Genomic DNA, 14,358 nt, shown 5'->3' with positions numbered 1-14,358 from the left:
TGCTTTCGAAATACGGACTATTATTCCTTAAAGCCCCGCCTGTGAACGAGTTTACTTGGCAACACGAAACAATGCTTTAACCAAAGGAACAGCAAGCAGACCTGCTACAAGTCCTGCCAAATGCGCTGTATTAGCAATAGACCCGAATCCAAGCGACTCTAAAAGTCCGGTATAACCTAGCGCCAACCATACCACCATAAAAACCATCAATGCAGGTGGAAAACCAAACAGCGGGCGATCAGACATCTTATCCCAGAACCATGTGTAAGCAAGAACCGCATATACAACCCCTGACAGCCCCCCAAACATAGGCCCTGAAATTAAAAATTGACCTATGTTAGAGGTAATCGCAGCCCAAACGACAACCCACAGATAAACCTTTGCACCTTGAATTTGCTCTATTTTTCGACCTACAACCCAAATCCAAAGCGAGTTAAAAACAATATGCTGTAAACTAAAATGCATAAAAATAGGAGTAATAAAACGCCACCATTCAAAGGATGTAACCGTCTCAAGCAAATGCGTGTAAATTAAACTACGACCTGTGAGCTGAAAATCAGTGATTGTCAGCCAATGCATAACCGAATAGTTTTCACCAAAACCAAACAAAAAGGTGACAATCCCACTCATTATCAACAAAACAAAAGTCATTGGAGACTGTGATGGACTCAACCTTTTATGAACAGGCTTCCTCACCCGAATAGTAGTCAAATCCTCGCCCTGCTCCCATTGTTCATAAATATATTGAATTTGATCAGTGGGAATATGAGCCGGCACCCAAAGAGACTGACTAGTCTCATCTTCAGTAATCCGGTGCGGTATCTCTTTTTGCCACAGAAACTCAGCAAAACCAGAGAGATCTTTAGACAAAGGCACATCAAAAACTTTAATCATTTAGCTCTTCTTGAATAAAATGCTATTTGGTCTTGGTTAACACTTCGGTGCGAACATCTACCCATACAAACTTATCGGCACTGAGTGTTTTTTCATAATCGTATCGGTACGCAACAAGCTTGCCATATTTAACAGCACTGTAATCAATACAGGCGATATTGTTAGTGAGCGGAAGAGGGTCGCCTTCACACCAATAATGACCAATAAATAAAGGTTTCTCGGTTGATGCATAATGATATAAATCTTGGCGATTACGATCGGTAAGAGGCATTCGCGCTACATGCTCAGGTAACGGATCAGGCTGAAATACCACATCACTGTAGCGTTGAGGATTATTTGCCCAGAACTTCGTCCTAAAATAGCGCCGCTTAAATCCATCCCGACTCACCATGACCTCGCCATTGGGCAACTTAAGGTGAGTTCCGCGTAACAAGCGATCCATTAAGACCCACTCAAAAGTGTCTGGTTCCGCAGATCGGTATAGGAAGGCGTCATCGATTTGATTCCCTCCCATCATTCCTTTGAACTCATCAATCAACTCTTGATGCCAGCAGGCATGGATAACCCTAAAGGTTTCCATCTCTAAAAAAAGCGGCATAGCCTTTATCCAGGCCATAAAATCCGCTTTGTCCGCTGGATAAGGGTCAAGTTGCTGCAGCGATTCCTGCAAAATACGTCGATGCCGAGGATTATGTTCGCGCAGAAAAGTGCCTGAACCATCAGGCTTAGGCGTACAGTAGCACAGCAAATTATATTCATGATTGCCCATAACAATTTGGGCATGACCCGCATCAACCATATCCTTCACGATATAAAGCGCTTCTCGGATATGAGGTCCACGGTCGACAATATCGCCGATAAAGATTACTTGGCGCTTAGGATGACAATACACGCCATCCTTTTTACTGTAGCCCAAACGAGCCAACAGCATGCGAAGGCTCAAACCACAGCCATGCACATCACCTATTAGATCGTATCCTTCATATCGGCGTGCTGTCATGCTAATTACCCCACTTAGTACCCCAACCTAACTTTTCACGGCAGGTTCGGTAAAAGTCATAATCCAGCGGGTGCAACAGTTTCAGTTTATGCGGTTTTTTGTGGATAGTAATAACATCGCCCGGCGCAAGGCTTATACTAATTTGGCCATCACACGATACGGTAGGGTAAGTTTCGTTCTCTTCACTAATGACCAGCTTCAGCTCACTGTTACCGTCAACAACAATAGGCCTACTTGATAAGGTATGTGGAAACATAGGAACAAGTACGAGCGCATCCAGCTTAGGATGCATGATTGGGCCACCACCCGATAACGCATAGGCCGTGGAGCCTGTCGGCGTTGATACAATCAGACCATCTGATTTTTGCGTATAAACAAATTGACCTTCAATGTATAGCTCAAACTGGATCATACGCGTTGCTTTACCCGGGTGAAGCACGCAGTCATTTAACGCAGTTCCCTCGCCTATAGGCTCGCCGGCGCGCTTAACAATCATATCTAATAAAAAGCGAGTCTCTACCGTGTACTTACCTTCTAGCACCTCGGCTACTTTTTCTTCAATTTCATTAGGTGATATATCGGTTAGGAACCCTAAGTTTCCTCGGTTAACCCCTAAAACAGGGACATGGCATTGCGCTAACGAACGCGCAGCGCCCAACAAGCTGCCATCTCCTCCCACCACAATAACAAGATCACATATTTCACCCATCATTTTTTGCTTGCATACTTGCTGACCATGGCCGGGCATTAAATCAGCGATGCGCTCATCAAGAATGACATGCAAGTCACGATCTTGAAGAAACCGTATAAGATGTCTCATGGTGTCGATGACGGGCTTACTGCCTAAGCGGCCAATCAAGCCGATATTTCGAAAGTGATCCATTTATGCGCCTATTCTCTTGATATACCTACCTACTCACATGATCCTAGTGTTCACAAAAGATTTCAAGCACTTACGTGATTGATCTGCGCCCCTGCAAACCACCCGTATGTACAAGCGCAATACGAGAACCCTCGGGGTAGTCATCATTTTCAACCTTTTCCATAAAGCGCCTAAACAGCTTGGCGGTATAAACCGGATCGAGGGACAACGAAAAATCGTCCTCCAACTGCTTCATAACCGCTATATGGTCTGCATTCATTTTTCCGTAACCACCATAGTGGCCAAACAGATCCAACTCCCACTTCGATGCCGTTCGCTCATGACCTGAGGCTAATAGCAACGCGCTAACATCATCATGCAAAAAACCAGCCCCTTTTAACACAGGAATGCCCTGCACAACCGTTTTGGCCGGCGTACTAACCAAGCCAGCTAAAGTACCTCCGGTACCACACGCGCACACTACATAATCCAAAGCGGGTTCAACGTTATTAATTTGCTGCATTAACTCGCCTACCCCCTTTACCGCTAACGCACTACTCCCACCTTCAGGCAATATAAAACCATCACCTACTAATGATGGAAGCGCATTGAGCCAAGCGGGTTCTGCACGCAGCCGGTAAGTTTCTCTATTGACAAAATGCAAGCGCATACCCCACGCCTTCGCGTCAATTAGCATGGGATTATCAACGGGCTCCCCCCTCACTACTCCAACTGAATGCAAACCTAAACAATGGCAAGCATAAGCCAGTGCATGTAAATGATTAGAATACGCACCGCCAAAACTGATAATACAGCTAGCCCCCTGCTCGATAGCAGCTTTTAAGTTGTACTTTAACTTAAACCACTTGTTACCACTGATTTGTGGATGCACCTGATCAACACGCACAACACAAACGCTAAGCCGCTTTTTTAAAAACAAAGCATGCTCCAATCTTTCCACATTCAATGGTAGATCAGTTTCTTCATATAAACGGCGGTAAGCATCGAGCGGCTCGCTCGGCAAAACATTAAAAGTAGAATTTGTCATAGCACGCAACTGAAAAACAAATAAAACACCTGAACATAGGCATTAATTGACAATAAGGGAAGCTATTTAACAATACAGGGAAAATAATAGATAAGATTTGGTAACGCATTATGGTGGGCGTGGAGAGGTTCGAACTCCCGACATTCGCCTTGTAAGGGCGACGCTCTCCCAGCTGAGCTACACGCCCATAATGCTGAAGCAGAAACAGTACATTTATCGCAAAAACAAAAAGATTTGTAAATGCTAATAATCATCTGTTAAGAGCTTTCCTTCAAGAAAAAAGGAAAGTGGCGGAATGGACGGGACTCGAACCCGCGACCCCCTGCGTGACAGGCAGGTATTCTAACCAACTGAACTACCACTCCGCATCTGTGTTTATACTCGCTTTCGAGTGCCAGCTTATTGTTAGTGGTGGGCGTGGAGAGGTTCGAACTCCCGACATTCGCCTTGTAAGGGCGACGCTCTCCCAGCTGAGCTACACGCCCGCTAACAAGTGCCTTTTGTTTAGACTGAACCAACAAGCATTTAGTTGACTCAGTTGCCGCTTACCAGAACATTGCTGTTTTAGTAAGTGGCGGAATGGACGGGACTCGAACCCGCGACCCCCTGCGTGACAGGCAGGTATTCTAACCAACTGAACTACCACTCCGTTTTTCGTTTTGGGACACGTCCCTGAACGAGGTGCGCATTTTAAATACTTTCGTAACGATGTCAAACATTTGCGCTAAATATTTTGCATTTTTTAACTATCGATTAACAACTTCCTATTTAATAACCAAAGCTGCTGAAACTTTGATCAGATAGCGACTAAAAATAAAAATAGAGCTAAATCAAACAGCTGTTCTCTGCGCATTCCAAAACCCTTAACCTCGCTTACAGCCAAACCCTGCTAATCGTACAAACTTTAATATTTGTAGTATGTGCGTTGGCTCGTTAGAGTGGCCTAGCATCACGAACAACGATAATTTCAAGATTTAGGATATGGTAGGCATGACGGTTTCCAATACCCAACAGCAACTGGATCGCATAATGACGCTTTGGCTTGCACACCACAAAGACAACCTCCCAACAGTTCGTTACGACACTGCATGGCCATCACCTTGCTACGTAAACCAAAGCGCTACACAAGACAGTGAAACCCGCTGGCAGCCCGTACGACAGACAGAGCCAACCGATATGTTTGAACGTTTATCCGCTGCTTTGGAAGTGGACATACACCCAACCATCGTTGATCTATATACGCGCTACTGGTCAGATCCTCTTGCTTTGAAGGCTCCAGACGGAAGCCTTTCCCTCTTGCAAGTGTGGAACACGGACGACTTAGAACGGTTACGCGCCAATCTTATAGGTCATGCCATGGCTAAGGCTCAACAAAAACGCACACTATCTCTATTTTTTGCGCTAACCGAACCCGATGACGGCATGTTAACCGTCAATAATGATAACGGCACGGTATGGCTTGAATACCCGGGCAAAAAACCAGTCAGACAAATCGCCGAAAGTCTTCCTGAGTTTTTAGGGACATTAACACCAGCTACCTAAAGCACTTGATCACAGCAATCAGCATAGCCGCACTGCTATCCCACAGTGAAAGAAAGCATGCGGCTAATATGGCACATAGGCCGGCCTGATTCCTGATGCCATTGATTAAACGCTTGCTGCACAATCAGCAAATCGCGTTTGGCTGTCGGTTTACGATCCACGATACCTTGCGCTTTTAATGCTCCAACAACATCATCTGTTAGTACAAATGTGTCTTTACCTGCCATTCGCAAAAAATACGGGCCCGAATTACCACCTAATTGCTTGCCCTCTTTTTTGAGCACATCCCACAGGCCGACAATGTTTTCGACCGGCCAGTTCGCTAACCACTGAGCAAAGCTGCCGTGTTTTTCAGCCATTTCACAGATAAAAAAAGCATTAGCACGAGCGGCTTTTATTTTTCCCCAATGACGAATGATTTGATCATTCTGCATAAGCCCTTCTAATTGTTCATCACTCATCAACGCCACTTTTTCGGGATCAAAGCCCCAAAATGCTTTTTCAAAGGCCGGCCATTTCGCATCTACAACAGAGTGCTTCAAGCCCGCTCTGAAAATGCGCCTAGACATTAATGAAAAAAGTAGACTATCCGGTACTTGCGCTAATTCGGCATCCGGCAGAAAATCAGGCATCAATGAGTCGAGCGCCTTTCCTTTTTGATTCAACGCATGCTCGTAAAGCCAAAGGTAAGATTTCAAAATGACTCCTTAATTAGAAAAAAGTCATTAAGGCGACTTTATTCGGATAATCTATAGACCCCTTTTGCACTTATTTAGTGCCAAGAAATCACACATAAGTCTATGATCCTAGCGTTTTTATGGTGTTCTTTTCAAATACGAAAAAGCGTATGATGTTTAACCTTTTTACAATTTCTACTTCGCCCGCCTGTATAAAGATGGAAATAGTGGGCTCAGGGAACTAACACAATGTCTGTTATCCGCAAATCAAACAAACTAATCAATGTCTGTTATGACATCCGAGGTCCAGTACTTCAGGAATCCAAGCGACTCGAAGAGGAAGGTAATCGCATCCTCAAACTTAACATTGGCAACCCTGCCCCATGGGGATTTGAAGCGCCAGAAGAGATCGTTCAGGATGTGATTCGCAACCTTCCCGCCTCACAAGGCTATTGCGACTCTAAAGGTTTGTTTGCCGCGCGCAAAGCCATAATGCAAGAGACACAGCGTTGCAACATCCCTAATGTAACCGTTGAAGACATCTACATTGGGAACGGTGTATCTGAGCTTATTGTGATGGCCATGCAAGGCCTCTTAAACGATACCGACGAAATGCTAATCCCTGCTCCAGACTATCCGTTATGGACGGCTGCCGTCAGTTTGGCGGGCGGCACACCTGTTCACTATGTTTGTGATGAATCAGCCGATTGGGCGCCGGACATAGAAGACATGCGCCGCAAAATCACACCCCATACAAAAGGTATTGTGGTTATTAACCCTAATAACCCAACTGGTGCGGTGTACCCAAAAGCAGTATTAGAGCAGATTGTTGAGTTAGCCCGCGAACACAACTTAATTATATTTGCTGATGAAATTTACGATAAAATTCTGTACGACGAAGCACAACATATCTCGCTTGCCTCGCTAGCTGACGATGTATTATTTTTAACCTTCAACGGCCTATCTAAAACTTATCGTGCTGCCGGTTTCCGAGCAGGCTGGGTGATTGTTAGCGGACCAAAGCATCGCGCCAAAGATTACATCGAGGGGCTCGACATGCTGAGCAACATGCGCCTATGCGCCAATGTACCAGCTCAACACGCTATACAAACAGCACTAGGTGGTTACCAGAGCATCAAAGAGCTGATCGTTCCTGAAGGTCGCTTATATGAGCAGCGCACCAAGGCGTGGGAAATGCTAAATGCTATACCTGGCGTATCTTGCGTAAAACCCAAAGGCGCTCTTTATTTGTTCCCTCGTCTCGACCCGGATGTCTACCCTATTAAAAATGACGAGAAGTTTGCGCTTGACTTGCTTCTTCAGCAAAAAGTACTCGTAGTGCAAGGCAGCGGCTTTAACATGCCTGATACTCAGCACTTTCGAATTGTTTTCCTTCCACGACAAGACGACTTGGAAGACGCTGTTAATAGGATTGCCACCTTCTTAAAGACCTATGAACAATAAATAGCAATATTGCTGTGCTACACATATTAAGCGGCGTGAATAATGTCGCTTTTATATTGCCTGCTCGCAAGACTTTTCGTTATTGTTAAGGGAGATGTTAGTTAGCCACATCAACCAACATATAATAAGTCCAGAGGCGCTCCACACACTATAAGGATGGGATCAGTATGTTTATTAAAATTAAAAAAAATTGCGGTATTTATATGGAACACAACGGTTTAGATAGGCAGCACCTAGTTCCGGTGACCTCAAATTTTTTGCTCAACTTAAACCATGCTGCCGAAGTTTCTTTTTACACCATTAAAGAAACTAAAAAGCGCTACGACCTAGAAGATCACGAATTTACCCTTCCGCCTTTCACTCGCGTTATTCACCTTCAGATGTCTTACGCCTACGCCAACTTAAAAGAAAATATCAAAGGCAACAAAGGCCAGCTAAAAGAACGTTGCTACTATAAGCTCTTCTTCTTGCCTGAAGAAATGGGCCAATATGGTGAGCTACGCGAAAAAATTGAATCATACGTGCTAAACCTGTAAATAACGCCGCTATACCCAGAAAGATACCGTTCCTAAAATTAGGCTCTTCGGAGCCTTTTTTACATAATGCCAAGCTCATATCCTTGCTCGTAGTTCTTGCCGCACGCACTCTGAACGGCTATTAAATAACGGCAACATTATTGCTAAATCTCAATCCTGCTCTACGCTTGATATAGTCATTCCTCGGCGGAGAGAGAGCATGGAAATTAAAGAGCTACTAAACCAAACCAATAAACTGCCTAACGTACCCGAAGTGGTTCGTGAACTGATTCAAGCACTGAACAATCCAAACGTTGACTACGACCAGATTGCTCAAAAAGTCAGTGAAGACCAAACCTTATCTTTAAAAATTCTCCGCTTAGTTAATTCTGCTCATTTTGGTCTATCCAGAAAAGTGTCTTCCATTGATGAAGCAACCGTTATGCTTGGCATGGGACAACTTAAAACCCTTGTCATTGCATCCGGCTTCGCAGGCTCTGTTAAAGACGTCGATGGCATTGATATTAAAACTTTCTGGGCAGAGTCGTTCCGTGTTGCGACTTTAGCGCGATGGTTTGCCGACCACACAAAACAAGTGGAGTCTGACATCGCCTTTACCACAGGTATTATCCATAATATTGGGCGATTATTATTGCACTTGGCCCAGCCCAACCGTGCTAAAGCCATCCAAACACTGATTGATGAGCAAAAAGTCAGCCGCACAAAAGCTGAACTCGAACGTCTAGGCTTTACATCACAGGATGCCGGGCAAGCATTACTTGATATGTGGAAATTTCCACCCGATTTAGGCATCGCTGTAAAAAACTACAAAGCTCCTCTTGTGAGTGAATCCCCTCAGCCTCTTAGCGCAGTTCTACACTTGGCAAGCTACATGAACGACTGCATCAGAGAATCCAGAAACCTAGCAGACGTCCAAGAGCATTTTCCACGCGACATAGCGGCTCTGGCTGGCATAAACTCCGACATTATTGACTCATTAGCTGACGCCATGAAACTTGAGTCAGGTTTAGATGGTTTAGCCGCTTAGCTGCGTCATACATAACGCGTAAAAAGCAACGGACACAAAAAAGGAGCGTAAGGCTCCTTTAGGTAAATTAATGCAGATCTACATTAGCGCTCTTAGAGCAAACAGCTTTTAAGACCTAACAGTAGATCATCAACATCGGACATAGCCCGGTGCTCACGAGATGACTCTTTAGATGCTCGCTGATACTTGTCTAATTGCTCAATCGACAACAACGACTCAATACCATCTAGCTGAAACTTCGGCTTAACCATCGCGGCGTCAAAGAGACGACGCATCCAAAAGTAATCAAACTCAAATGCATCACTATAGACTGTGCAGCCGGCTAATTGCGAATTTAAACGCGCACAAGCCACTCTCACATCAATGCCTTGGTTTAATAGATCCTGATAGGCTATGCCATGAACCTGAGCTGCTGACTCATCCCAATCATTCCAGTTATAACCCGTTTCTGGATTAATCAGAAAGCAATCAAAGGATGTTTCATCAAAACGTTTCCATGCAATTTCTATTGGATATGAACGACTTCCTAAGCCACTTGCCTCAATATCCAAGCAAATAATAGACTCCGGCGGGACTACTTTTTTGTGTCTCACTAATTCTGTACCTAACCTAATGCAGCCTCACAAAACGGTTATTATGTGGCTTACTCGTACTTCTACAAGCAGTAAACTTACTACTTCACCTTTACTGATTGATGACCGATTCAGCAGCACAAGGTACAACTGAGCAATGACTTCAACGGGGAAAATTATAGCATAATATTTGCCACCGAATTAAAAACCTAGCCTTAAGCCGTTGCGGTTAACGTAAGATTAATTAACGCAATGCATTCTTGTTTAATAACTGACCAATAACTTGAAACTATTACTCTGAGCCCACATCTAAGGCACATAACTCACAGTTAGGAAGCACAACCTATGCGCATTATCCTTTTTCTTTTAACCAACCTAGCCGTAATAGCGGTTGCTAGTGTTACCCTCAGCCTATTAGGCGTTGGTAGCTACCTTGATCAGAATGGACTCAACTTAAGCAGTCTGCTTATATTCTGTGCTGTGTTTGGCTTTGTCGGATCATTTATATCCCTGTTCTTGTCTAAAACCATGGCCAAAATGTCCACGGGCACCCAAATCATTAAAAAAGCCTCAACCCCACAAGAGCAATGGTTACTGGATACCGTGGCTGAATTGGCTGACAAAGCGGGCATCGGCATGCCCGATGTCGGTATTTTTAATGCACAACAAGCTAACGCTTTTGCTACTGGATGGAACAAAAACAGTGCCCTAGTAGCCGTCAGTACTGGGTTACTCCAACGTTTCCGCCCAGAAGAAGCCAGAGCCGTTATGGCTCATGAAATCGGTCACGTTGCTAATGGTGACATGGTTACGCTGACATTAATTCAAGGCGTGGTAAACACTTTTGTCATGTTCTTTGCACGTATTGTAGGCTACTTTTTTGACTCATTACTTCGCCGCGGTGATAACCAAGGTGGGGTAGGATTCGGTTTCTACATAGCAACCTTTGTGGCAGAAATTGTGTTTGGTCTGGTTGCATCCATGATTGTTGCTTGGTTTTCACGCCGTCGCGAGTTTAGGGCAGACGAAGCCGGCGCAGACTTCGCCAGCAAACAAGGGATGATAGGCGCTTTACAACGCCTGAAAGCTGAATATGAGATTCCTGACCAACTTCCATCACAGCTTAACGCCTTTGGTATCAATGGTCATTTTAAAACAGGCCTAGCTGAACTGATGTCCAGCCACCCTCCCCTAGATGATCGAATCGCCGCCCTGCAAGCCAGATAGCAACCCGCGCTAGAGCAAGTAGCCCCACACAAAGGCTACTTGCTCAAACTGATCCATACATCCCCCTCTCCCCAGTAGTCACTTCACAAATCGAACAACCAACAACCAACAACCAACAACATGAATTAAAATCAACTTTAATTAAATTTAAAACATTTTTATTCATGTTTATTAGCCTGTATAAATAAACCCTCTGTTATAGCACTTTACTCACTTCGTAGCGGTGTGTTGCTAACCATGAGCAATGGCTAACACGAAATTGGGGCTACCAAGCCAATCAGCACATAACAGAGACTGTCTCGAAAGAGCAAGGAATGAACACAAGCTATACAGCAAATTTAGGGGGCAGATATCATGTACACAGACTTTACTTTCACAATTAAAAGCATCGCTTTCGATGAGAATTACCGTCCGTCCAACAACACACGGATCACGACCAACTTTGCAAACTTGGCGAGAGGCGAGCGTCGCCAAGAAAATTTGTGCAACACCCTAAGAATGATCAACAACCGCTTTAATGCTTTAGCCCATTGGGACAACCCCAACGCGAATCGCTATTCCGTTCGTTTAGAAATAGTTTCTGTGAACATGGATATTGAAGGTAACGGCCAAACCTTCCCCACTATAGAAATTTTGAAAACAAACATAATTGACCATAAAACAAATGAATATATTGAAGGCATTGTAGGAAACAATTTTTCTTCATATGTCCGAGATTATGATTTTAGCGTCTTACTTCAAGATCATAATCGAGATCAACCTAAATTTAGCATTCCAGAGAACTTTGGTGATTTGCACGGAAAAATCTTCAAATATTTCGTAAATTCAGAAACTTACCAACAAAACTTTAAAAAACCACCTGTCATTTGTCTTAGCGTATCTGATAGCAAAATTTATTACCGAAAAGAGAACCAACACCCCGTATTGGGTTTTGAGTATCAACCTAACGAATCATCGTTAACCGAGCAGTATTTTAAAAAAATGGGTTTGCAGGTGCGCTACTTCATGCCTCCAAACAGCGTTGCTCCATTGGCCTTCTATTTTGTTGGCGACCTACTTAACAATTACACGAATCTAGAGCTCATTAGCACTATTAGCACGATGGAAACATTCCAAAAAATTTACCGTCCCGAAATTTACAATGCGAATGCCATAGCGGGTCAATGCTACCAACCTAAGCTGAAAAACCAGGACCATTCAGTTACACAAATAATTTATGACCGCAGTGAGCGCAGCCTACTAGCCAATGAACAAGGGAAATTTGCTGAAGAGCACTTTATTAAGCCGTATAAGGCCGTGCTTGAACAATGGTCGGCCGCTTTCACTTAATTATGAATTCACCTACAAGACTCACTCGACAACAAGTCTTGGTATACCCAATAACGAATTGAAATATAAGATATTAATAACCATGAAAACATTATTACCTACATCAACAGCAGGCAGCTTACCGAAACCGTCTTGGTTAGCAGAACCTGAAACATTATGGTCACCTTGGAAATTAGAAAACGACGAACTCATTACAGGCAAACAAGATGCCTTGCGCCTCTCAGTACAAGATCAACATAAAGCCGGCATCGACATCATCAGTGACGGTGAGCAAACACGCCAGCATTTTGTCACTACTTTTATAGAACACCTCAGTGGTGTTGATTTTGAAAATCGTAAGACCGTCAAGATCCGCAACCGTTATGAGGCCAGCGTACCCACAGTTGTAGGAGCGGTAACCCGAGAACAAGCGGTTTTTGTTGAGGACGCAAAATTCCTGCGCCAACAAACTAAGCAACCCATTAAATGGGCTTTACCAGGCCCGATGACCATGATTGATACGCTGTATGACAGCCACTACAAAAGCCGAGAAAAGTTAGCTTGGGAGTTCGCTAAAATTCTTAATCAAGAAGCTAAAGAGTTAGAAGCCGCTGGTGTTGACATTATCCAGTTTGATGAACCGGCATTTAATGTGTTTTTTGACGAAGTGAATGATTGGGGCGTAGCCGCTTTAGAGAGAGCAATTGAAGGCCTAAAGTGCCAGACTGCTGTGCATATCTGCTATGGCTACGGCATCAAAGCGAACACTGATTGGAAAAAAACATTAGGATCAGAATGGCGTCAATACGAAGAAATATTCCCTAAACTTCAAACATCAAATATCGACCTTATCTCATTAGAATGCCAAAATTCTCATGTTCCAATGGATCTAATTGAACTCATTCGGGGTAAAAAAGTAATGGTGGGGGCTATTGATGTAGCCACTCATACTATCGAGACACCCGAAGAGGTCGCAGCTACCCTTCGAAAAGCGCTTAAATTTGTTGATGCTGACAAGCTTTACCCATCCACCAATTGCGGTATGGCTCCACTGCCCCATCAAGTAGCAAGAGGCAAAATGAATGCCTTAGCCGCAGGCGCAGACATACTTCGTAAAGAGCTTTTGCGCTGAAAACAGCTACATTTAACGCCGCATCTTACCTATTAAAACGAGTTATATCACTCAGGCTTAATTAAGGTACTGACTCAGCTATTTTACGGGTGACACCTATCCAAACGCAGCCAACGAAAAAGAGATGAAGCTGCGCATCCTAGGTGTCATTCGTTGGTCCCGATAATACAATAGCGATACGTGGCGCTCGCCTAATTGCCAATCAGGGAACAGCTCTACCAAAGCCCCCTCTTTTATAGCAGCAGCCAGTAAAATCTTAGGCTGTACAACAACCCCTAAACCAGCCAAGGCCGATGTTAGCAAAGCATGTCCACTGTTTACTTTGATTGGGCAGTTAGGCATGACCTTTACCAGCTCTTCTCCTTTAGATAGCGTCAAAACCGAACCCGCCGCAGGAGTAAAAGAAACCATGTCATGGGCCGATAAATCGACAGGGTGAGCCGGCTGACCTTTAACCGACAAATAGCAAGGTGCCGCACAAATAGCCATTGTGTAAGGCATGAGCTTGCGCGCAATAAGGCGACTATCTGGCGGGACACCGATACGAAATGCAAAATCAAACCCTTCATCCACCAGATCAACATTACGATCTGTCAGCACAATATCCAAATCCACCAGCGGAGATTCCTCTCGGTAGCGTGCCAATGCAGGCATTAATACCGTTGCCCCAAACGTTGATGGCGCCGTGACTCTTAATTTACCTAACGCCTCACTCTGCTGCGCTTCCGCTTCTAGGTCTGTTATCGCTATGCGGTCCAAAATATCTTTACACTGCTCAAAATAATTCGCACCGAAATCAGTCAAACTTTGCCGACGGGTTGTTCTGTTCAGTAGACGCGTTTTCATGCGCACTTCCAAAGCGGCTATATGCTGACCGACCATCGCTGAAGAAATGCCTAACTGCGCGGCTGCCGCACTCATCGAGCCCTTTTCTACCGTCGCAACAAACACCTGCATTGAACGAAAAAGATCCATTATAAACTACCGATTTATAATCAATGAAGTTATAGAGGTATTATCAACAAATAATCATCAATTTACAATCATCATTGCTATAACGAATCGAGGA

Annotated in this window: 14 protein-coding genes and 4 tRNA genes; 7 read left to right on the top strand and 11 right to left on the bottom strand. The window is 44.2% G+C overall.

Features of this window, described 5'->3' with window-relative positions:
- Positions 1-51: 51 nt before the first annotated feature.
- From OW491_RS10950 to OW491_RS10915, 8 genes are all read right to left on the bottom strand, one after another.
- Complete coding sequence (locus OW491_RS10950; RefSeq protein ID WP_075171914.1) at positions 52-894, bottom strand: rhomboid family intramembrane serine protease; 843 nt, start codon at positions 892-894, stop codon at positions 52-54.
- Between the two features lie 22 nt (positions 895-916).
- Positions 917-1,894 (bottom strand): metallophosphoesterase, encoded by a 978-nt coding sequence (locus OW491_RS10945; protein ID WP_075171913.1) that lies wholly within the window; start codon positions 1,892-1,894, stop codon positions 917-919.
- A 1-nt stretch (position 1,895) separates the two neighbouring features.
- The gene (locus OW491_RS10940) at positions 1,896-2,777 is read right to left on the bottom strand and encodes an NAD(+) kinase (RefSeq protein WP_075171912.1); all 882 of its coding nucleotides are present in this window, start codon (positions 2,775-2,777) and stop codon (positions 1,896-1,898) included.
- A 70-nt stretch (positions 2,778-2,847) separates the two neighbouring features.
- Positions 2,848-3,804, bottom strand: coding sequence for a pyridoxal-phosphate dependent enzyme (locus OW491_RS10935; protein WP_290035986.1), 957 nt, complete (start codon positions 3,802-3,804; stop codon positions 2,848-2,850).
- A 111-nt stretch (positions 3,805-3,915) separates the two neighbouring features.
- Positions 3,916-3,991 (bottom strand) — tRNA-Val (locus tag OW491_RS10930).
- 101 nt (positions 3,992-4,092) lie between these two features.
- Positions 4,093-4,169 (bottom strand) — tRNA-Asp (locus tag OW491_RS10925).
- 44 nt (positions 4,170-4,213) lie between these two features.
- Positions 4,214-4,289 (bottom strand) — tRNA-Val (locus OW491_RS10920).
- Between the two features lie 87 nt (positions 4,290-4,376).
- Positions 4,377-4,453: transfer RNA gene (locus OW491_RS10915), tRNA-Asp, on the bottom strand.
- Positions 4,454-4,794: 341 nt separating this feature from the next.
- Between OW491_RS10915 and syd the strand changes: the two genes are divergently transcribed.
- Positions 4,795-5,346, top strand: coding sequence for a SecY-interacting protein (gene syd / locus OW491_RS10910; protein ID WP_290035984.1), 552 nt, complete (start codon positions 4,795-4,797; stop codon positions 5,344-5,346).
- 35 nt (positions 5,347-5,381) lie between these two features.
- On the opposite strand, the gene OW491_RS10905 is transcribed toward syd, so the two are convergent.
- A complete protein-coding gene (locus tag OW491_RS10905; RefSeq protein WP_178968565.1) occupies positions 5,382-6,044 on the bottom strand; it encodes a DNA-3-methyladenine glycosylase I in 663 nt (220 codons plus the stop codon).
- Positions 6,045-6,272: 228 nt separating this feature from the next.
- Here OW491_RS10905 and OW491_RS10900 point away from each other — a divergent pair, with 228 nt between their 5' ends.
- The 3 genes from OW491_RS10900 (at position 6,273) to OW491_RS10890 (ending at position 9,050) form a co-directional block, all read left to right on the top strand.
- Positions 6,273-7,487: a pyridoxal phosphate-dependent aminotransferase gene (locus tag OW491_RS10900; protein WP_215152537.1), complete on the top strand. Its 1,215-nt coding sequence runs from the start codon at positions 6,273-6,275 to the stop codon at positions 7,485-7,487.
- 167 nt (positions 7,488-7,654) lie between these two features.
- Positions 7,655-8,023: a hypothetical protein gene (locus OW491_RS10895; protein WP_075171908.1), complete on the top strand. Its 369-nt coding sequence runs from the start codon at positions 7,655-7,657 to the stop codon at positions 8,021-8,023.
- 199 nt (positions 8,024-8,222) lie between these two features.
- Positions 8,223-9,050, top strand: a complete 828-nt coding sequence (locus OW491_RS10890; RefSeq protein ID WP_290035981.1) for an HDOD domain-containing protein — start codon at positions 8,223-8,225, stop codon at positions 9,048-9,050.
- A gap of 92 nt (positions 9,051-9,142) precedes the next feature.
- Here OW491_RS10890 and OW491_RS10885 read toward each other — a convergent pair whose 3' ends face one another.
- Positions 9,143-9,643, bottom strand: a complete 501-nt coding sequence (locus OW491_RS10885; protein ID WP_277252939.1) for a hypothetical protein — start codon at positions 9,641-9,643, stop codon at positions 9,143-9,145.
- 324 nt (positions 9,644-9,967) lie between these two features.
- Here OW491_RS10885 and htpX point away from each other — a divergent pair, with 324 nt between their 5' ends.
- The 3 genes from htpX (at position 9,968) to OW491_RS10870 (ending at position 13,289) form a co-directional block, all read left to right on the top strand.
- Positions 9,968-10,849: a protease HtpX gene (gene htpX, locus OW491_RS10880; protein ID WP_290035979.1), complete on the top strand. Its 882-nt coding sequence runs from the start codon at positions 9,968-9,970 to the stop codon at positions 10,847-10,849.
- 354 nt (positions 10,850-11,203) lie between these two features.
- On the top strand, positions 11,204-12,178 hold the full coding sequence (locus OW491_RS10875; RefSeq protein ID WP_290035978.1) for a DUF1852 domain-containing protein: 975 nt from the start codon (positions 11,204-11,206) through the stop codon (positions 12,176-12,178).
- 82 nt (positions 12,179-12,260) lie between these two features.
- Entirely contained in the window at positions 12,261-13,289 is a 1,029-nt protein-coding gene (locus tag OW491_RS10870; RefSeq protein WP_075171904.1) for a methionine synthase, read from the top strand.
- 96 nt (positions 13,290-13,385) lie between these two features.
- Here OW491_RS10870 and OW491_RS10865 read toward each other — a convergent pair whose 3' ends face one another.
- Entirely contained in the window at positions 13,386-14,264 is an 879-nt protein-coding gene (locus tag OW491_RS10865; RefSeq protein WP_290035976.1) for a LysR family transcriptional regulator, read from the bottom strand.
- Between the last annotated feature and the right edge of the window lie 94 nt (positions 14,265-14,358).

The sequence above is a fragment of the Neptunomonas sp. CHC150 genome, assembly GCF_030397555.1.
In the GTDB taxonomy this organism is placed as follows: domain Bacteria; phylum Pseudomonadota; class Gammaproteobacteria; order Pseudomonadales; family Balneatricaceae; genus Neptunomonas; species Neptunomonas phycophila.
This window is presented reverse-complemented; position numbering and strand designations above follow the sequence as displayed.

What these genes read in the sequence shown, in the direction of transcription:
- htpX (WP_290035979.1), top strand. Translation starts at nt 9,968, where the DNA reads ATGCGCATTATCCTTTTTCTTTTAACCAACCTAGCCGTAATAGCGGTT.
- syd (WP_290035984.1), top strand. Translation starts at nt 4,795, where the DNA reads ATGACGGTTTCCAATACCCAACAGCAACTGGATCGCATAATGACGCTT.
- OW491_RS10945 (WP_075171913.1), bottom strand. Translation starts at nt 1,894, where the DNA reads ATGACAGCACGCCGATATGAAGGATACGATCTAATAGGTGATGTGCAT.
- OW491_RS10865 (WP_290035976.1), bottom strand. Translation starts at nt 14,264, where the DNA reads ATGGATCTTTTTCGTTCAATGCAGGTGTTTGTTGCGACGGTAGAAAAG.
- OW491_RS10870 (WP_075171904.1), top strand. Translation starts at nt 12,261, where the DNA reads ATGAAAACATTATTACCTACATCAACAGCAGGCAGCTTACCGAAACCG.
- OW491_RS10940 (WP_075171912.1), bottom strand. Translation starts at nt 2,777, where the DNA reads ATGGATCACTTTCGAAATATCGGCTTGATTGGCCGCTTAGGCAGTAAG.
- OW491_RS10900 (WP_215152537.1), top strand. Translation starts at nt 6,273, where the DNA reads ATGTCTGTTATCCGCAAATCAAACAAACTAATCAATGTCTGTTATGAC.
- OW491_RS10935 (WP_290035986.1), bottom strand. Translation starts at nt 3,804, where the DNA reads ATGACAAATTCTACTTTTAATGTTTTGCCGAGCGAGCCGCTCGATGCT.
- OW491_RS10875 (WP_290035978.1), top strand. Translation starts at nt 11,204, where the DNA reads ATGTACACAGACTTTACTTTCACAATTAAAAGCATCGCTTTCGATGAG.
- OW491_RS10950 (WP_075171914.1), bottom strand. Translation starts at nt 894, where the DNA reads ATGATTAAAGTTTTTGATGTGCCTTTGTCTAAAGATCTCTCTGGTTTT.
- OW491_RS10890 (WP_290035981.1), top strand. Translation starts at nt 8,223, where the DNA reads ATGGAAATTAAAGAGCTACTAAACCAAACCAATAAACTGCCTAACGTA.
- OW491_RS10895 (WP_075171908.1), top strand. Translation starts at nt 7,655, where the DNA reads ATGTTTATTAAAATTAAAAAAAATTGCGGTATTTATATGGAACACAAC.